14 protein-coding genes are annotated in these 17,889 nt (G+C 65.9%); 10 read left to right on the top strand and 4 right to left on the bottom strand.

Annotated features, from left to right (window positions below; genetic code table 11):
* The first annotated feature begins 48 nt into the window (after positions 1–48).
* From KTR40_RS05400 to KTR40_RS05380, 5 genes are all read left to right on the top strand, one after another.
* Complete coding sequence (locus tag KTR40_RS05400) at positions 49–1,119, top strand: Gfo/Idh/MocA family protein (RefSeq protein WP_228405530.1); 1,071 nt, start codon at positions 49–51, stop codon at positions 1,117–1,119.
* 182 nt (positions 1,120–1,301) lie between these two features.
* Positions 1,302–2,231, top strand: a complete 930-nt coding sequence (locus KTR40_RS05395; RefSeq protein WP_228405529.1) for a hypothetical protein — start codon at positions 1,302–1,304, stop codon at positions 2,229–2,231.
* Between the two features lie 95 nt (positions 2,232–2,326).
* Positions 2,327–4,054 (top strand): hypothetical protein, encoded by a 1,728-nt coding sequence (locus KTR40_RS05390; protein WP_228406247.1) that lies wholly within the window; start codon positions 2,327–2,329, stop codon positions 4,052–4,054.
* A gap of 279 nt (positions 4,055–4,333) precedes the next feature.
* A complete protein-coding gene (locus KTR40_RS05385) occupies positions 4,334–5,560 on the top strand; it encodes a serine/threonine-protein kinase (RefSeq protein WP_228405528.1) in 1,227 nt (408 codons plus the stop codon).
* The gene (locus KTR40_RS05380; RefSeq protein WP_228405527.1) at positions 5,557–6,045 is read left to right on the top strand and encodes a hypothetical protein; all 489 of its coding nucleotides are present in this window, start codon (positions 5,557–5,559) and stop codon (positions 6,043–6,045) included. The genes KTR40_RS05385 and KTR40_RS05380 overlap by 4 nt, the downstream gene beginning before the upstream one ends.
* 37 nt (positions 6,046–6,082) lie before the next feature.
* On the opposite strand, the gene KTR40_RS05375 is transcribed toward KTR40_RS05380, so the two are convergent.
* Positions 6,083–7,006, bottom strand: a complete 924-nt coding sequence (locus KTR40_RS05375; protein ID WP_139028452.1) for a LysR family transcriptional regulator — start codon at positions 7,004–7,006, stop codon at positions 6,083–6,085.
* Between the two features lie 83 nt (positions 7,007–7,089).
* On the opposite strand from KTR40_RS05375, the gene KTR40_RS05370 reads away from it, so the two are divergent.
* Positions 7,090–8,013, top strand: coding sequence for a DMT family transporter (locus tag KTR40_RS05370; RefSeq protein ID WP_228405526.1), 924 nt, complete (start codon positions 7,090–7,092; stop codon positions 8,011–8,013).
* Between the two features lie 87 nt (positions 8,014–8,100).
* On the opposite strand, the gene KTR40_RS05365 is transcribed toward KTR40_RS05370, so the two are convergent.
* On the bottom strand, positions 8,101–10,320 hold the full coding sequence (locus KTR40_RS05365) for an NADP-dependent isocitrate dehydrogenase (RefSeq protein WP_228405525.1): 2,220 nt from the start codon (positions 10,318–10,320) through the stop codon (positions 8,101–8,103).
* Between the two features lie 322 nt (positions 10,321–10,642).
* On the opposite strand from KTR40_RS05365, the gene KTR40_RS05360 reads away from it, so the two are divergent.
* The 3 genes from KTR40_RS05360 to KTR40_RS05350 all read left to right on the top strand — a co-directional run bounded on the left by KTR40_RS05360 (position 10,643) and on the right by KTR40_RS05350 (position 13,459).
* On the top strand, positions 10,643–11,608 hold the full coding sequence (locus KTR40_RS05360) for a serine protease (protein WP_228405524.1): 966 nt from the start codon (positions 10,643–10,645) through the stop codon (positions 11,606–11,608).
* The gene (locus KTR40_RS05355; protein ID WP_228405523.1) at positions 11,592–11,762 is read left to right on the top strand and encodes a hypothetical protein; all 171 of its coding nucleotides are present in this window, start codon (positions 11,592–11,594) and stop codon (positions 11,760–11,762) included. Before KTR40_RS05360 ends, KTR40_RS05355 begins: the two co-directional genes overlap by 17 nt.
* Positions 11,763–12,253: 491 nt before the next feature.
* Positions 12,254–13,459: an IS30 family transposase gene (locus KTR40_RS05350; protein WP_228406035.1), complete on the top strand. Its 1,206-nt coding sequence runs from the start codon at positions 12,254–12,256 to the stop codon at positions 13,457–13,459.
* 78 nt (positions 13,460–13,537) lie between these two features.
* Here KTR40_RS05350 and purH read toward each other — a convergent pair whose 3' ends face one another.
* The gene (gene purH, locus KTR40_RS05345) at positions 13,538–15,223 is read right to left on the bottom strand and encodes a bifunctional phosphoribosylaminoimidazolecarboxamide formyltransferase/IMP cyclohydrolase (protein WP_228405522.1); all 1,686 of its coding nucleotides are present in this window, start codon (positions 15,221–15,223) and stop codon (positions 13,538–13,540) included.
* Positions 15,224–15,365: 142 nt separating this feature from the next.
* Here purH and KTR40_RS05340 point away from each other — a divergent pair, with 142 nt between their 5' ends.
* Positions 15,366–16,718, top strand: a complete 1,353-nt coding sequence (locus tag KTR40_RS05340; RefSeq protein WP_139028436.1) for an MFS transporter — start codon at positions 15,366–15,368, stop codon at positions 16,716–16,718.
* Between the two features lie 85 nt (positions 16,719–16,803).
* Here KTR40_RS05340 and KTR40_RS05335 read toward each other — a convergent pair whose 3' ends face one another.
* The gene (locus tag KTR40_RS05335) at positions 16,804–17,748 is read right to left on the bottom strand and encodes an endonuclease domain-containing protein (protein ID WP_228405521.1); all 945 of its coding nucleotides are present in this window, start codon (positions 17,746–17,748) and stop codon (positions 16,804–16,806) included.
* Positions 17,749–17,889: the final 141 nt, after the last annotated feature.

Raw genomic sequence — 17,889 nt, 5'->3', positions numbered from 1 at the left:
CGCAGGTCAAGGCCGAACACGCCAACCCGGGAATGAGAGGATGGGCCCATGAGTGCGCCTATCGCGAAGCCGTGGCTGTCCAGCCAGCCAGACCAGGATCCCCGTTCCGCCACCGGAACTCCCCTCCGCTGGGGAATCATCGCCACCGGCGGCATTGCCCGTTCCGTGTCCCAGGACCTGGCTTTGCTCACGGATGCGGAACTGTATGCCGTGAGCTCACGGGCCCAGGACACAGCCGACGCCTTTGCGGTGGCATATGACTTCACGAAAGCCTACGGCGAGGACGGCGGCGTGCCCGGCTACCAGCGGCTGCTCGCGGATGAGGAAGTCGACGTTGTCTATGTGGCGACGCCGCATGCGCAGCACTACGAGATTGTGCTTGCGGCGCTCAACGCCGGCAAGCACGTCCTGTGCGAAAAGGCCTTCACCATCAACGCCCGCGAGGCAGCTGAACTCATCGACCTTGCCCGGAGCCGCAAGCTTTTCCTGATGGAGGCGGTCTGGAGCCGCTTCCTGCCGAGCATGCAGCGGGCCTTCGAGATCGCTGCGTCCGGTGAGCTCGGTGAAGTCCACTGGGTGACCGCGGACCTTGGCTTCCCCGCCCCCTACTCCCCCACCTCCCGGCTGTGGGCAAGGCAGGACGGCGGCGGTGCGCTGCTGGACATTACGGTTTATCCGCTGCTGTGGGCATTGGGCACCCTTGGTTTTCCGCAGACAGTGAGTGCCACCGGCTTCATTAACGACGACGGCGTGGACTCCCAGAACGCCCTCACCTTGGGGTACAACCACGGAGCGCAGGTGCAGCTGACGTCCTCACTGCTGGCGCACGGTCCCCGGACCGCTACCGTGGCCGGCAGCCTAGGCTTCCTCCAGAGCGTGGGCTCGATTAACAACCCCGGCGAATTGACGGTGTCCACGGGATGGGACGAACGCCGGACCGAGGCTTTTGACGTGGTGGGCCGGGGCTACGCCTATGAACTGCGGGAAGTGACCCGCTGCATCCAGCAGGGCCTGACCGAGAGCCCCGTCATGCCCCTGGATGACACGCTGAACACCATGCGGCTCTTTGACGGCGTACGTGCGCAGCTCGGGGTCAGCTATCCGAACGACCAGCACTGAACAGCCGGACTCCGGCCTGTGATCGGCTTGTTAAGCCCATGACCGGTCCCTACCCTGCTGTGATACCTGCGACCAGAAGTTTTTGACTTTGTCGAGTTGTTTTAGCAGACCCTAGACTTCCTGCAACATTCGGTCTTAGGCTGTAGCCATCGTCGAATGCATCAGTACTGGGGGTGGTACGCATGGCTGGTAATCGCTCGCCGTGGCGCGCCCTTCGGCCAGCGCTCCTTGCCGGAGCCGCCACGCTGACCTGGCTGACGTTTTCCACATCCACGGCTTCGGCCGATACCCTTCCGGACACAACTACCCTGTTGGGGGGCGTCACCAATTCTGTTTCAGCGGTGACGGAAAAGCTGCCCGTTCCCGTGGCTCCGGCACACGCGGCGCCCACGCCTGCACCGGTCTCCTCACCTGGCCTGCTGACACCCCTCGTGGGAGAGGTCTCAGGGGTTGCAGACCAGATCGTCTCGACGGTGCCTGTCGTGAACCATGTGGTCCCGGCCGGGGCGGTATCGGTCATTTCGATTCCTATTGCGCACGTCGCGGACGCGGCAACGGCGGAAGTGGCGGAGGCGGTAATTCCACCTGTCGCCGAAGCCCTTCCGGTGCTTGAACCTGTGCTGCAGCCTTTTTCCGGCCTGGTGACGGGCTCGGCACCGCTGCACGTTGACCTTCCCGAGCTGCCCTTGGTAGGCGGGGACCTGGATGGTCCAGCCACCGCAAGTGTTCCGGCAGGTTCGGACGCCGCACCCGGCGAAGCCATCCCCACGGCGAATGCTTCAGCTGTTCCGCTTGTTGCGGCGGCTTCGGGCGCCGAGCCTGGCGATGCCGCCCTGCCGGAGGCTTCTGCGGCTTCATGGGCGTATATTGCCGGGCCAGACACGGCGCGGGAGCAGCCGACGGCGGGCCCCTCGCCAGCCCCCGCCCTGGCTCCTGCCGTACCCGCTTCGGGCACGGGGAGCAGCGCGCCCTCGGCGGGCTCGTCTGGCGCAGCGGCCTGGCTAAGCGCCTTCAATTTTGACCCTGCATCGCCCGGCGCTGTCAGCGCCGGGGATATCACTGAGCCCGCCCCTGCACCGGTGTCATTCGACCCCGGTTCCCGTCCTGACTAGTTGAGACCCGCCTGCCCTTTTGCGGCAGAACGCGGCTATAGCGGGTTGCTGACCAAAGCACCCCGACACCTCAACTTTCTTCAGGAGACAACACCATGAGTGCGAACCTTCGCAGGGGGCTGCTTGGCACCCTCTTTGCCGGCGGGCTTTTGGCCCTCGGCTGCACCGCGGCGAACGCCGCGGACACCACCAGCGGATCGGATCTTTCCGCATCTGCCCTCATCTCGGCGGCGGCCGCTGACTCGACGTCGTTGGGCCTGCTGGGTGGCTCAACGCCGTCCGACTCGACGGCCGCCGCCGCCACTGTGGACGCAGCGGTCAACGTCGGAACCGCCACGGGCACCGACAACGGCGCCACCGCCGACCTCGCCGCGGCAGCCGCCGTCGACCTGGGCCTCGGAACCACCGGCACCGAGACCACCACTGCCGACGCGGTTGTAGCCGCCGACGCAACCCTCGGCCTCGGAACCGCCACGGGCACCGATAACGCCACCGCCACCGACCTCGCCGCGGCAGCCGCCGTCGACCTGGGCCTCGGAGCCACCGGCACGGACACCACCACTGCCGACGCGGTTGTAGCCGCCGACGCAACCCTCGGCCTCGGAACCGCCACGGGCACCGACAACGCCACCGCCACCGACCTCGCCGCGGCAGCCGCCGTCGACCTGGGCCTCGGAGCCACCGGCACCGACACCACCACTGCCGACGCGGTTGTAGCCGCCGACGCAACCCTCGGCCTCGGAACCGCCACGGGCACCGACAACGCCACCACCACCGACCTCGCCGCGGCAGCCGCCGTCGACCTGGGCCTCGGAACCACCGGCACCGACACCACCACTGCCGACGCGGTTGTAGCCGCCGACGCAACCCTCGGCCTCGGAACCGCCACGGGCACCGACAACGCCACCACCACCGACCTCGCCGCGGCAGCCGCCGTCGACCTGGGCCTCGGAACCACCGGCACCGACACCACCACTGCCGACGCGGTTGTAGCCGCCGACGCAACCCTCGGCCTCGGAACCGCCACGGGCACCGACAACGCCACCACCACCGACCTCGCCGCGGCAGCCGCCGTCGACCTGGGCCTCGGCACCGGTACCACTGCCACCAACGGCAACGACGCAGCCGCAACCGACCTGACCGTCGCTGCGGATGCCGTCATCAACCTCGGGCTCGGAACCACCGGCACTGAGGGCACAAACACTGGCCTCGGCACCGTCCTGGATGCCGCAGTCGACCTTGGCACCGGCACCACCGATCTCGCCGCGGCAGCTACCGTCGGCCTCGGCCTCGGCGCCACCGGCACTGGGGGCACAAACACGGGCCTCGGCACCGTCCTGGATGCCGCCGTCGACCTTGGCACCGACACCGGCACCAACGGCACCACCAGCGGACTGGATGCAGTGGTTGGGCTCGGCATCGACCTTGGACTGGGCGGCGTCAGCACTCCCGGAACTGGCAGTCCGGGCACTGCTGACCCCGGCACCGATGGCAGTACCGGAGGCACCGGCACCGTAGATCCCGGAACCAGCACCCCCGGCGTTGGCACGGGTACGGGCTCCGGCAAGGGTTCGGCCAACGGAACTGATGCCGGCACCTCAGGCGCCGGCGGCGTCTCAGCAGCACCTGCTGCCGGCTCCACAGCAGTTGGCGGCACAATCGCCGTCGACACCGCCGCGGGCAGCGCCAGCACCCGCAGCACCCCAGCCCAGGGCGGCGCCCCCGCCCTGGCCAAAACGGGCGTGGACGCGTCACTGGTCCCCCTCGCCCTGTTGCTTCTGGTGGCAGGACTCCTGATGTTCCGTAAGCGGAAAGTGTCCTGATACCGACCCCTCTGACAGTGCCTGCGCCACGCGCCTGAAGCGGCAGCAGCAAGCAGGCTGAAGGAAAGGAGGTACCCCAAGAACGAACGCAAGACCTTACACAACATGTCTTCAGCACACATGTCCTTGTGGCCGGTGGTCCGGCAGTGAAAGGCTTCTCTTTCGCAGCCGGACCGTCGGTGTGCCCGGCTGTCAAAGCATCATCGATCCCCGGTTCCACCAACCCGCCCGTATAATTTGAGGTACGACAGTGCCGCAGCGCACCGGGAGGAACGGGTCATGGTGGCGGAATCGCCTAGCTCCATCAAGAATGAAGTGCTCGGCGGACGTTATCGGTTGGGTGAGGTTATTGGCCGCGGCGGTATGTCGTCGGTCTACTGTGCCCGGGACGAAAATCTGGGCCGGGACGTAGCACTTAAGCTTTTCGCACCGCAGGCACCGGATGCCGACGAACTGAAACGCCAGGAAGCAGAAATCCAGCTTCTTGCCACCCTGAACCACCCGGGACTGGTCACACTTTTCGACGCCGGGATCGATACCCGGGTACCGGACGAACCCCGCCCGTTTCTGACCATGGAACTCGTGGAGGGCCAGGACCTCAGGAGCCGGATCCGGCACAGCACGGTTCCCCTTGAGGAGTTGGCCGTCATAGGCGCGGGTATCGCCGACGCCTTGGCCTACGTTCACGGACTCGGCATCATCCATCGGGACATCAAGCCCGGCAACATCCTGCTGGTCCAGATACGCCCCGGTGAGCCCCTGCGGCCAAAGCTCACAGACTTCGGCATCGCACGGATTGTTGATTCAACCCGGCTGACCGCCACCGGGACCATGGTTGGCACTGCCGCCTACCTCAGTCCCGAGCAGGCATTGGGCCAGCCCCTCGCTCCGTCCACGGACATTTATTCGCTGGGCCTTGTGCTGCTCGAATGCATCAAGGGCACCGTGGAGTACCCGGGCAGCGCGGTGGAATCGGCGGTGGCGCGGCTGCACCGCGCACCTGAAATTCCCGAGGACCTGCCGTCAGAATGGGCCAACCTCATCCGCTCCATGACCGCCATCGAGCCGCTTGAACGGCCGGCGGCCGCCGACATCGAGACTGCCTTGCGCCAGGCTCTGGTGTCGCCCGCGTCAACGCCCGGGGAACTTGCGCCCGAAACCACTCGGGTACTGCCGGCCATGCCGTTCCGCCCTCCCTCCATCACCGCGGAGGAATCGGTGGAGGAGATCCGGGAGGCCGCCGAACCCGGTGCTGCCGATGCCGGGGATCAAGGACCGGCCCGCCCAGTGGACGCCCTTAACCGCGACCGCGCGAAAGACATTAAGCCCAGGACCAAACGGTTCTGGCTGGCCGCCATCCTTGCCCTTGTAGTGGTTGTGGCCGCCGTAGCGGCAGTGATGATGACCTTGTCTGCCCAGTCCACGCCCGACGTCGTGCCCTATCCCACGGTGACCGGGGTCCTCGGTGAGCATCTGGAGGAACTCCAGAAGAGCGTGGAGCCGTGAGGTCGCTTTCCAGCCGCGGACGCCAGGCCGTGCTGGGATTTTCGGCCGTCCTGCTGGCGGCGGGACTGCTGACCGGCTGTGGCACAGCGGATTCGGGACTCCGCCGTGAAGCCGCGCGGCAGCTGCAGGCCCGCGTGCTTGAGGTGACCCAGGCTTCGTCACAGAACAATCCCGTTGCCGCACTGAAGGCACTCGAAGGGCTGGAGGCTGAGCTGGAGGCGGCGCAAGCCGACGGCAGGATCTCGGAAGAACGGCGCCGCAGCATCACCACGATCGCCACGGCCGTTCGCGCGGACCTTAATGAGGCCATCGCGGCTCAGAAGGCTGCCGCGGACAAGGCCGCCGAAGAGGAACGGATCGCCAAGGAATCAGCGGCTGCCCAGGCCAGCGCCCCGGCCGTCGAAACTCCCGCACCGGCTCCTGCGCCCGCCCCTGAAGGCAGTAACAGCAAGAGGGACAACGCGGGCAAAGGCAAGGGAAACTGACGCGAGTACCTTTAGCGCCGTCACGAGGCTGCGGTGCTCAGGCCTTCCCGCGGGCGGGAGCGGTATCCGGCAGCGCCGCGGCCTTCCCTGTGATCTGGCCCAGGACCGCGGCGAGGGCGGGCCAGGTGCTGTTGCCGCGCCGCGTACGCGCATAGGCACGCAGCCGGACGTCGGGGGTGTTCAACGGAACAAGGGCGACGCCGGCCCGCGGTTCCCGGTCGGCAGGCAGCAGGCCCACGCCCATCCCGGCCAGGATGAGGTCCTCCACCAGTTCAAGGCTGTCCGCTTGGTGCCTCACCCGCGGCTCGAAGTCCCCCATCGATGCGAGCAGCCTGAGGACATCCTCGTCCGCCCTGTTCCGTGAGTTCCCGATCCAGTCGCGGTCGCGGAAGGACGCGAGGACTTCGGGTGCGCTCCCGGCAACAGGTGCGGCCACCTCGGGAACGCCAAGGCTCCAGGGGGTGCTCCACAAGTGGACGGAATCGAAGGCGACGCCGGTGCTGTCCGGGGCCAGGTTGTAGTCGTAGGTCAGGGCCAGGTCCACGGAATCATCGGCAAGCAACGCGAGGGCCTCTGCAGGCTCGTGCTCCCGGACTTCCAGCTTGATGCCGGGGTGGCTGACGGCAAGCTCCTCGACGATGGGCATCAGGATCTTGCGTACAGCCGTCACGAAGCCGGCAACCCTGACTGTTCCCGCAGGCTCAGCACCCGGGTCCAGCTCCGCAGTGGCAGCATCCACCGCGGCCAGGATTGTCACCGCGTGATCGGCGAGGCGCCGCCCGGCGGGGGTCAGCCGCACGCGCCGGCCGTCAGGTTCCAGCAGCGCGGCGCCGGTTTCCCGCGCGAGCGCGGCGATCTGCTGGGAGACGGTCGACGTCGTGGTGCCCAGTGAATCTGCAACGTTTCGCATGGAGCCCTGCCGGGCCAGCTCAAGCAGGACTTCCAGGCGTCGCGTTTCCATACAGCTATTGTCCATAATTTGCGGACAATATGTGAAGAATTATCACGTGGACGTAGACGGTTGCGGTGCGCTCTACTGGCCCCATGCCATTTCCACAACAACACCTCAGCGGCGCACGATCCGGAACCGCCATGGCCGGAGCCGCCATGTGCTGTGTCCAGTTGGGCCTGGCCGCCTCCGTGGGACTGTCCGATCGCCTCGGCTCCGACGGCGTGGCATGGCTGCGCCTCACGTGGGCGGCGCTGATCCTGGTGGCCTGCACGCGCCCGTGGCGCTCCCGGTTCAGCCGCCGTGGTTTGGTCACGTGCGTGCTGCTCGGCCTGGTCACGGCGGGCATGACGCTGATGTTCATGGCGGCCGCCGTCCGGATCCCGCTCGGCACCGCCAGCGCCCTGGAGTTCCTGGGGCCACTTTCCGTGGCGGTCGTCCGCGGGCGCAGGGCGGGACGCTGGTGGGCACTTGTTGCCGCCGCCGGGGTGGCAGCCCTGACCGAGCCGTGGCACGGCGCAGCCGACCTCACCGGCGTCTTCTTTGCCCTCGGCGCCGCCGGCTGCTGGGCGGGCTATATCCTCCTGACCCAGCGGGCGGGCGACGAAGTAAACGGCCTCCAGGCACTGGCAGTTTCCATGCCGGTGGCCGCGATGGCGACCACCCTGTTTGTAGGGCCGGCAGCAGTGGCACACCTCGACTGGCAGTTGCTCCTGGTGGGCGCTGGCCTGGCGCTGCTGATGCCCGTGATCCCCTTCAGCCTCGAACTGCTCGCGCTGCGCCGCTTGAAGGCCTCCGCATTCGGAACACTGATGAGCCTGGAGCCTGCCATCGCCGTCGTGATTGGATTCCTGGTCCTGGGGCAGCTGCCCGGCGTGGCCGCCGTCCTGGGCATCGTGCTGGTGGTCGCGGCAGGGATCGGGGTGACGCTTCACGCTGGCAGGGAGAGTCCGGCGGCCTTTGTCGTTGCGGACGACGGCGGTCCGGAGGCGGCAGAGAGGGCGCCTGCCCGTTCCTGAACAGGTGACGAAAAAGAGGCGGCGCCCCGGACGTTGAACAGTTCAACTCCGGGGCCCCGCCTCTTGTGGCGCCAGTTCCAGGCGGGGCTAGCTCAGGGTAGCCAGGACCTTGTTCAGGGTGGCGGACGGACGCATCACGGCCGAGGCCTTGGCGTCGTCCGGGTGGTAGTAGCCGCCGATGTCCACCGGCGAGCCCTGCACCTCGGCCAGTTCGCCAACGATCGTTTCCTCCTTGGAGGAAAGCTCTCCGGCGACGGAGCTGAAGGAGGCGGCCAGGTCGGCGTCGTCCGTCTGCTTTGCCAGCTCCTCGGCCCAGTAGCGGGCCAGGTAGTAGTGGCTGCCGCGGTTGTCCAGCTCGCCGGCACGGCGGCTCGGGGACTTGTTCTCCAGCAGGAAGGTGCCGGTGGCACGGTCAAGGGTGTCCGCCAGGACCTGGGCGCGCTTGTTGTCCGTGGTGGTGGCCAGGTGCTCGAAGCTGACGGCCAGGGCCAGGAACTCGCCCAGGCTGTCCCAGCGCAGGTGGTTTTCCTTGAGCAGCTGCTGGACGTGCTTCGGGGCAGATCCGCCGGCGCCGGTCTCGAACAGGCCGCCGCCGTTCATCAGCGGAACAATGGAGAGCATCTTGGCGCTGGTACCCAGTTCAAGGATGGGGAACAGGTCCGTGAGGTAGTCACGGAGGACGTTGCCCGAAACGGAAATGGTGTCCTCGCCCTTGCGGATCCGCTCCAGGGTGAAGGCGATGGCCTTGACCGGGGACATGATCTGGATGTCCAGGCCCTCGGTGTCGTGCTCCTTCAGGTACTCGTTGACCTTGGCGATGAGGTTGGCGTCGTGGGCGCGTTCCTCGTCCAGCCAGAACACGGCCGGGGTCTGGGAGGCGCGGGCCCGGGTGACGGCCAGCTTGACCCAGTCGCGGATGGGCAGGTCCTTGGTTTGGCAGGCGCGCCAGATGTCGCCGACAGAGACCTCGTGCTCGATCAGGACGTTCCCGGAGCCGTCAACGATCTGGACGGTGCCGGCTTCCTGTATTTCGAAGGTCTTGTCGTGGCTGCCGTATTCCTCGGCGGCCTGGGCCATGAGGCCCACGTTCGGAACGGTGCCCATGGTGGTGGGGTCGTAGGCGCCGTTGGCGCGGCAGTCATCGATGACCACCTGGTAGATGCCGGCGTAGGAGCTGTCCGGAAGCACGGCCAGGGTGTCAGCTTCCTTGCCGTCCGGGCCCCACATGTGGCCGGAGCTGCGGATCATGGCGGGCATGGAGGCGTCCACGATGACGTCGCTGGGGACGTTCAGGGTGGTGATGCCCTTGTCCGAGTCCACCATGGCCAGGGCGGGACCTTCTTCGAGGCCCTTCTTGATCAGGTTCTGCACGCCTTCGCGGACATCCTCCGGCAGGTCCTCCAGGCTGCTCAGGATGGCGGCGAGGCCATTATTCGGGCTGATGCCGGCGGCGGCGAGCTGCTTGCCGTAGGTCTCAAAGAGCTCGGAGAAGTAGGCCTTCACCACGTGGCCGAAGATGATGGGGTCCGAGACCTTCATCATGGTGGCCTTGAGGTGTGCAGAGAACAGCACGCCCTCTTCCTTGGCGCGTGCAACCTGTGCCTTCAGGAACTCGTCCAGGGCGGCGGCGCGCATCACGGTTCCGTCGATGACCTCGCCGGCCAGGACCGGGAATGCCTTCTTGAGGACCTTTACGGAGCCGTCTTCGCGGACCAGCTGGATGGCGATGGCGCCCTCGGATTCGATGACAACCGACTTCTCATTGGAGCGGAAGTCGTCCTGGCCCATGGTGGCCACGTTGGTCTTGGAGTCCGGGGTCCACGGGCCCATGGAGTGCGGGTTCTGGCGTGCGTAGTTCTTGACGGACAGCGGTGCACGGCGGTCCGAGTTGCCTTCGCGCAGGACCGGGTTCACGGCGGAACCCTTGATCTTGTCGTACCGCGAGCGGATGGCCGTTTCCTCGTCCGAGGAAGGGTTGTCCGGGTAATCCGGAAGGGCGTAGCCCTGGCCCTGCAGTTCGGCGATGGCTGCCTTGAGCTGCGGGATGGAGGCGCTGATGTTGGGCAGCTTGATGATGTTGGCTTCCGGCGTCTTCGCCAGCTCACCGAGTTCAGCAAGGGCGTCACCGATCTGCTGCTCGGGGGTCAGGTAGTCACCGAAGACGGCGATGATGCGGCCGGCGAGCGAAATGTCGCGGGTCTCCACCTCCACACCTGCTGTCGAGGCGAACGCCTCGATGATGGGCAGGAACGAATAGGTAGCCAGCATCGGCGCTTCGTCGGTGTGGGTGTAGATAATCTTGGACATGCGCGGGCGTCTCCCTGTGGGTCGGCTTGGTTGTGAAAAATTCGGTCTATTTCACCACCTACAACTTACCCGAGGACAAGGATTTGAACCCTACCGGGGCCGCAGAGTTACCCCCGGCACCCGGAGGATTACAGCGATGGAGAATGTCCGACGGCGGCACGCACCCAGGCGGCAGGCCGCCGTCGCGCTTTTCATCCCGCGGCTGACGCCGACGGCCGTACATGATACGTCACTCCTATTTACATACCTGTCATATGACGATAAATTCGCAAGGTCAGTCAAGGCCCTCCGGGGGCCATTTCCCCGTTCAGACAGGACAACAATGACACGCACCAGGTCTCTGGCTTCCGGCATCCTGAGCCTCTCGGCCGCTGCCGTTCTGGCACTTACCTCCGCCGGCGGGGCCACCGCTGCACCGACTGCGACCGAGGATGACAAGAATCCCTCCGTGACCAGTGCGATCCTTGAGACTACCGGCGTGGCCGATTACTGGACGGCTGACCGGATGCGCAGCGCAATTCCTGGCGACGTCCTCGCCGGCAAAGCACTTGAACGGGGCAACCGCTCGAGTGACGCCACGGTGGAAAAGGGCAACGACACCAAGGTCAAAGCCACCAAGGGCAGGGCCACGATCGCCCAAAGCGAAACCCCGGTGAGCCACATTGGCAAGGTGTTCTTCACCATGGGCGGCGCAAACTACGTCTGCTCCGGCAACGCCGTGTCCTCGCCCAACAAGAGCACCGTCTCCACGGCAGGCCATTGCGTGAACGAGGGTCCCGGCGCGAACGCCACCAACTTCGTCTTCGTCCCGGCCTACCAGAACGGCGCTGCCCCCTACGGCAAGTGGACGGCCAAGGCCCTCTACTCCCCCACCGCGTGGAGCAAGAACGGTGACATGGCCTACGACACCGGCTTCGCCGTCATGAACCCGTTGAACGGCCAGACCCTCACTGCAGTGGTGGGCGGGTCCGGCGTTGCCTTCAACCAAGCGTACGGCCTCACTTACAAGTCCTTCGGCTACCCTGCGGCAGCGCCCTTTAACGGCGAGACGCTCAAGAGCTGCACCGGCACAGCCAGCAAGGACCCCTTCAACCCGCAGTTTGGAACCCAGGGCATCCCTTGCGACATGACCGGCGGTTCCTCCGGCGGCCCGTGGTTCATCGGCACCTCGTCTTCCGGCGTCCAGAACTCCGTCAACAGCTACGGCTACAGCCGCTCAGCCGTGATGTACGGCCCCTACTGGGGAGCCGTCATCCAGAAGGCTTACGCCAGTGCCTCAACGTCCTAAGGACATTCCCGGCCCCGATTCCGTCAGCCACGCGGACCTGGACCAGACGCACCAGGAGATCCTCGAGTACTGGACAGAGCACCGGATGGCGGAAGCCAGGCCCCGGGAGCTGCGGCTTCCGGAACCCGGGCCGCCTCCAGCCGACCAGGACTAAGCCAGCAGAACAACGACGGCGCCCGTCCCCTTCTTGAGTTTTAGCGGTCGTTGCAACACCCATAGATTTTGGGAGTTGCAACGACCGTGCCGTATTTAAGCGATGTTCCAGCGGAGTCCCGGAAGTACGCGAGATCGACTGTTCAGCAGAGGGAAGAGTTCTTCCAGGTTTTTGACCGACTCGGAAGTGCGACATCAGCCGCGGCAGAACTGGGTTTGAACCGGAACAGCTGCTATCAGTGGCTCCGCAGGGCTGGCCTCACTTCCGGGAACACCGCATCAACCCGCCAGGCAGCCAGAACCAAATACACATCCGAACAGAAACGTGAGTTCTTGTCCGTTCTCGAGCGGGAAGGGAGCGTGACTGTTGCCGCAGCTGAGATCAGCCTGAATGTAAACACTGCGTTCCGCTGGGCCCGCGAGGCGGGCATTTCCAGCCGGCCGGTGAGTCATCGCAGGCGAGTGGAGTACCTGCGCTTACGGGACCAAGGACTGAGCCGGCGCGATGCGGTCAAGGCCCTGGGCGTTCCCCGCAGCAGTGCACGGGAGTGGGAGCTTGGGGTGAGGAAATCTGGCGGTCGACGCATTTATCCAGGTGGACAGAGAATGCACTACAACCATGATGTGGATTCTTCAACACTTCCTGCCGTCCCCGGCAAAAGGCAGCAGACCCGGTCGGTATCGATCTCGGTGCTTGAACGGGCCATTGACCCGAGGTTTCTGTCGCTGCAAGAACGCGAGACCATCCGGGACCTGAACGCCGCTGGGGCCTCGCTGCGTACAATCGCGGCAGTGTTGCAGCGATCGCCGTCGACCGTTAGCCGGGAAATCGCCCGTAACGGCCACCCGGGTGTTGGCTACCAGCCGTATGCGGCGCAACGTCAAGCTGCCTCACGCCGCGCCCGGCCCAAAACCGGGAAACTCGCTGGTGAATCGGATCTGAGCAACTACGTGAAGGAGAAACTGCTCCTACGCTGGTCTCCAGAGCAGATCAGCCACACGCTGGTCGAAGATTTCCCCGAACTGCCGGAGATGCGTGTGTGCCCAGAGACGATCTATCAAGCCCTCTACGTCCAGGCCAGAGGGGGGCTCAAACGCGAAATTCAGGCGGCCCTGCGCACCGGCCGGACCCGCCGCAAACCCCATAACACCGGCGAACAGCGCATCTCCCGCTTCGCCGACCCCATGGTCATGATCTCCGAACGACCGCCCGAGGTCGAGGACCGCGCCGTACCCGGCCACTGGGAAGGCGACCTGATCACCGGCACACTAAACCAGTCCGCCATCGCAACCCTGGTCGAACGCACCACCCGGTACGTGATGCTCGTCCACCTGCCAAATGACCACACCGCCGAAACCGTCCGTGACGGCCTCGTCCGGACCATCAGTTCCCTTCCAGCGCACCTGCGCGGCTCACTGACCTGGGACCAAGGCGCCGAAATGGCCGGACACCGATCCTTCACCATGGCCACCGACATGCCCGTCTACTTCTGCGACCCCGCCAGCCCCTGGCAACGCGGCTCGAATGAAAACACCAACGGGCTACTGCGCCAGTACTTCCCTAAAGGCACCGACCTGTCCGCCTACGGCACTGAAGACCTCGAACACGTCGCCCAGGAACTCAACGGCCGCCCACGCAAAACGCTCGGCTGGAAGACCCCAGCCGAGCGTTTACGTGATTTACTACTAACCACCTAACCAGCAGGTGTTGCAACGACCCCTAGAAACCGCCCTTCGCGGGGGCGGGCGCCGTCGTCGTTAATCCATCATCGAACCCTAGTGGAAGAAGTGGCGGGCTCCGGTGAAGTACATGGTGATTCCTGCGGCGTTGGCTGCTGCGATGACTTCCTCGTCCCGGACGGAACCGCCGGGCTGGACCACGGCGCGCACGCCGGCGTCGATCAGGATCTGCAGGCCGTCGGCAAACGGGAAGAAGGCGTCGGAAGCAGCCACTGCGCCGCGGGCACGCTCGGGGGCGCCTGTTGCGTCGGCGTTCGAGGCGCCGCCGGCACCATCAACATCCGAGTCCACAGATACGCCCAGCGTGTTGGCCCGCTCCACTGCCAGGCGGCAGGAATCCAGTCGGTTGACCTGGCCCATGCCGATGCCCACGGCGGCGCCGTCCTGGGCGAGGAGGATCGCGTTGGACTTGGCGGCGCGGCAGGCGGTCCAGGCGAAGGCGAGGTCCGCGAGCGTCTTCTCGTCCGCAGCCTCACCGGCAGCGAGCGTCCAGTTGGCGGGGTTGTCGCCGTCGGCATCGACCTTGTCCGCCACCTGCACCAGCATGCCGCCGGACACCTGGCGGAACTCCGTGGGGTAGCGGCCGTAGCCCTCAGGCAGGGCGAGCAGGCGAATGTTCTTCTTCTTGGACAGGATCTCCACGGCCTCCGGCTCGAAGCCCGGGGCGATGACCACCTCGGTGAAGATGTCCTTGACCGTGTTCGCCATGCCGGCAGTGACCGTGCGGTTGGACGCGATGACGCCGCCGAACGCGGACACCGGATCGCAGGCGTGGGCCTTGGCGTGGGCGTCGGCGATGGGGTCGGCCGCATCTGCGGAACCGACGGCCACGCCGCACGGGTTGGCGTGCTTGATGATCGCCACGGCCGGCTCGCTGAAGTCGTAGGCGGCGCGGAGTGCGGCGTCGGCGTCCACGAAGTTGTTGTAGCTCATGGCCTTGCCGTGCAGCTGGTCCGCCTGGGCGATGCCCACCGGCGCCGCCTTGTCCACGTACAGCGCAGCCTGCTGGTGCGGGTTCTCGCCGTAGCGCAGCACCTCCGAACGCTCCAGCGAAAGGCCTGCGTAGGCGGGCCAGTCGATGACGCCGTCGCCGTCTTCATCCAGGAACTGGCTGGCGGTCCAGGTGGCCACCGCGTTGTCGTAGGACGCCGTGTGGGCGAACGCCTTGGCAGCCAGCCGCCGTCGTGTCTTCAGATCAAAGCCGCCTTCCGCGGCTGCGGTGACCACCTGCCCGTAGAAGGAAGGGTCCACCACAATGGCGACGGCGGCGTGGTTCTTCGCTGCGGAACGCACCATGGCGGGGCCTCCGATGTCGATCTGTTCGACGACGTCATCCTGGGCTGCGCCGGACTTGACGGTCTCCACGAACGGGTAGAGGTTCACCACCACCAGGTCGAATGGCTCGATCTCCATCTTGGTGAGGGTCTCCATGTGCGCCGGGACGCGGCGGTCGGCCAGGATGCCGCCGTGGACACGGGGGTGCAGCGTCTTGACGCGGCCGTCCAGCATCTCCGGGGAGCCGGTGACTTCCTCGACCTCCTGCACGGGGATACCGGCGGCGGCGATCTTCTTGGCCGTGGAACCGGTGGAAACCAGCTTCACGCCCGCAGCGTGCAGGCCCTGGGCGAGCTCCTCCAGACCTGTCTTGTCGTAAACCGAGATCAGCGCCCGGCGGATGGGAACACGGTCAATGGATACGCGCTCATGCTGCGTGAAGCTCACAAATGTCTCCGTCTTATCTCGCGGAACAATGCCGCGGTTGGTGGGGATAGGGCCCAGTTTATCCCGAAGCGGAGGCTGCCCGGCGTGTCAGCGGGAGTGTGAACGCCGGCGGGCCCGGCTAGAGTTTTCCCAGGAGGCTGCGATGAATACTTACACCACTGTGCCAAGCGGCGAACAGGTGGTCCAGGAACTGCCCTGGCGATGGAAAGTCCAGGGCAGGATCTTTTTGATCGGCGGCCTCGGCTTTATGTTCGACGCCTGGGATGTGACCCTCAACGGGATCCTGATTCCCTTGCTTTCCACGCACTGGGCGCTGACGCCTGGCGAGGTGGCCTGGGTGGGCACGTCCAACCTGATCGGCATGGCGCTGGGCGCGTTCGTCTGGGGCACCATCGCGGACACCATCGGACGCAAGAAAGCCTTCACGGCCACGCTGCTGATCTTTTCCTTGTTCACCGTCCTGGGCGCCTTCTCCCCCGACTTCATCTGGTTCTGCGCGTTCCGGTTCATGGCCGGATTCGGCCTGGGCGGCTGTATCCCCGTGGACTATGCCCTGGTGGGCGAGTTCACGCCGCGGAAGCAGCGCGGCCGCGTCCTCACGGCGATGGACGGCTGGTGGCCAGTGGGCGCCGCCCTGGCGGGCTTCGTCTCCGCCGGGCTGGTAGCCGCTTTCGGCGACTGGCGGCTGACCATGCTGGTGATGGTCCTGCCTGCCCTGTTGGTGTTCTGGGTCCGGCGCAGCGTCCCGGAGTCCCCGCTGTTCCTGATCCGCAAGGGCAGGCGGGAGGAAGCCGCCAAGGTCATTGACGGGCTGGTGGCCGCCACCGGTGCGGAGCCGCGCGCCTACAGCCTGCCCGACGCCCAGGAAGTGCCCAGGTTGTCTGCCGGCAGCGCCTGGACCCAACTCCGCTCTGTGTGGCAGTTCAACTGGAAGATCACGGCGGCAGCGTGGGCACTGTTCTTCAGCATCCTTCTGGTCTACTACCTGTCCCTCACGTGGATGCCCCGGATCCTGATTGGGGCCGGCTTTGCCGAGTACAAGGCATTCGTCACCACAGCGTCCATGGCGGCCGTCGGGCTTCTCGGCGTCATCGTGGCCGCCCTGCTGGTGGAGCGCGTGGGCCGCAAATGGATCCTTGCCATTACCGGGCCGCTGTCCGCGCTGACCCTGGTAATTGTGGCGTTCGTGGTGGACATCCCCACGGCCGCGGTGTTCTGGCTGCTTGTGTTCGGGTTTGTGGTACAGGTGGCCATCCCGGTGCTCTACGCCTACGTATCAGAGCTCTACCCGACGGAGCTGCGCGGCACCGGCTTCGGCTGGGCGTCCACGTTCTCGCGGCTGGGGGCCGGCTTTGGCCCGCTCATTTTCGCGAACTACTTCTGGCCCGAGCTCGGCCTGGCCACGTCCTTCGCCCTGGCCGGCGGACTGGTGCTGCTGGCCGTGCTGTGGATGGCGTTCTTCTCCCCCGAAACCAAACAGCGCCGCCTCGAATAGCCCTGCCTCCCCTCCCAACCCTTCCCCTCCCAACTAGGTAGCGCCAAGTGTCGTTTTGAGCCCTCGTAACGACACTTAGCGCTACCTAGGTTTCTTTGTTGGGGTACCAGCCCCGGCTCAGGAGCGCTGAACGGACCTTGGCCACCGCCGGCCGGGCATCCCTCTCCATGTGCCGCTTCGAAATCCTCACGAGCAGCCAGCCTCCACGGGCGAAATCCTCTTCCCGGGCGATGTCGCGGACGATCTGAACCGCCTCGGAATGGCCCTCGCCGTCGTACTCCACCGCCACCTTCTGTTCCGGGTAACTCAGGTCAGGTTGGCGAACGACGCCGGCGCCCAGTTCAGTAGGAACGTTCAGCAATGGTTCGGGCAGGTTTGCGTCCTCCAGTGCCAGCCGCAGCCTGGTTTCAGGGGCGGAATCGGACCCCACCCGTGCCCTGTCGAGGGCAACCCGGGCTTTCCTGATACCGGGAGTCCCCTTGTGCCGGTCAAGCATGTCTTCGAGATCCTCCCGGGTTGCATAGGGCTCTGATCTGCCTTCGAAGTCGGGCCGCGGAATGCGAAGCAAGTGGTCTGCAACCACGGTCAGCTCTTCGATGCCCATCTTGCGGGAGCAGTCCAACCAGGTCCTCACCCGCGACGTGACCAGCAGTCCGGCATGATTCACGATCTCGTCAGCGAAAAACTGCCCGCGGTGTCCCTTCACACCGGGCCGGCGCATGATGGCAGCAGTGTCCGGCCGCGAGATGTGCAGCAGTGGCTCATCGCTGCCCGGGAGGAAGCCGGGAAATTCCCACAGGAGAAAGGCCGAGGCGTGCGAAGCGGCGGCAAACTCGGTGACCAATGTGTAGGGGCGGATGCGCGGGGCGAGGTGTGATATTTCGCCCGCATCCGGCACCCGGACGCCCCGGCTTGGCCACAGCAAACCATGGTGACGCAGCCGCCGCCGGCTGATTCCGGCGTCGACCGCTTCCTGAAAAGTAAAAGGGAGGGACGCCAACTGGTCGGGTAACTGACTCGGTACCTTCATCCGCCCATCGTGGCAGGCGCGGCGGGATGCAGCAGAGGTTATCCACAGGCCTGCCCGCCCATGCCCAACTAGGTAGCGCTAAGTGTCGTTTTGAGGGTTCAAAACGACACTTAGCGCTACCTAGTTGGGTGGGGGGGAGGA

This window comes from Pseudarthrobacter sp. L1SW (genome assembly GCF_020809045.1).
Lineage (GTDB): Bacteria > Actinomycetota > Actinomycetes > Actinomycetales > Micrococcaceae > Arthrobacter.
This window is presented reverse-complemented; position numbering and strand designations above follow the sequence as displayed.

What these genes read in the sequence shown, in the direction of transcription:
- KTR40_RS05400 (WP_228405530.1), top strand. Translation starts at nt 49, where the DNA reads ATGAGTGCGCCTATCGCGAAGCCGTGGCTGTCCAGCCAGCCAGACCAG.
- KTR40_RS05395 (WP_228405529.1), top strand. Translation starts at nt 1,302, where the DNA reads ATGGCTGGTAATCGCTCGCCGTGGCGCGCCCTTCGGCCAGCGCTCCTT.
- KTR40_RS05390 (WP_228406247.1), top strand. Translation starts at nt 2,327, where the DNA reads ATGAGTGCGAACCTTCGCAGGGGGCTGCTTGGCACCCTCTTTGCCGGC.
- KTR40_RS05385 (WP_228405528.1), top strand. Translation starts at nt 4,334, where the DNA reads ATGGTGGCGGAATCGCCTAGCTCCATCAAGAATGAAGTGCTCGGCGGA.
- KTR40_RS05375 (WP_139028452.1), bottom strand. Translation starts at nt 7,006, where the DNA reads ATGGAAACGCGACGCCTGGAAGTCCTGCTTGAGCTGGCCCGGCAGGGC.
- KTR40_RS05370 (WP_228405526.1), top strand. Translation starts at nt 7,090, where the DNA reads ATGCCATTTCCACAACAACACCTCAGCGGCGCACGATCCGGAACCGCC.
- KTR40_RS05365 (WP_228405525.1), bottom strand. Translation starts at nt 10,320, where the DNA reads ATGTCCAAGATTATCTACACCCACACCGACGAAGCGCCGATGCTGGCT.
- KTR40_RS05360 (WP_228405524.1), top strand. Translation starts at nt 10,643, where the DNA reads ATGACACGCACCAGGTCTCTGGCTTCCGGCATCCTGAGCCTCTCGGCC.
- KTR40_RS05340 (WP_139028436.1), top strand. Translation starts at nt 15,366, where the DNA reads ATGAATACTTACACCACTGTGCCAAGCGGCGAACAGGTGGTCCAGGAA.
- KTR40_RS05335 (WP_228405521.1), bottom strand. Translation starts at nt 17,748, where the DNA reads ATGAAGGTACCGAGTCAGTTACCCGACCAGTTGGCGTCCCTCCCTTTT.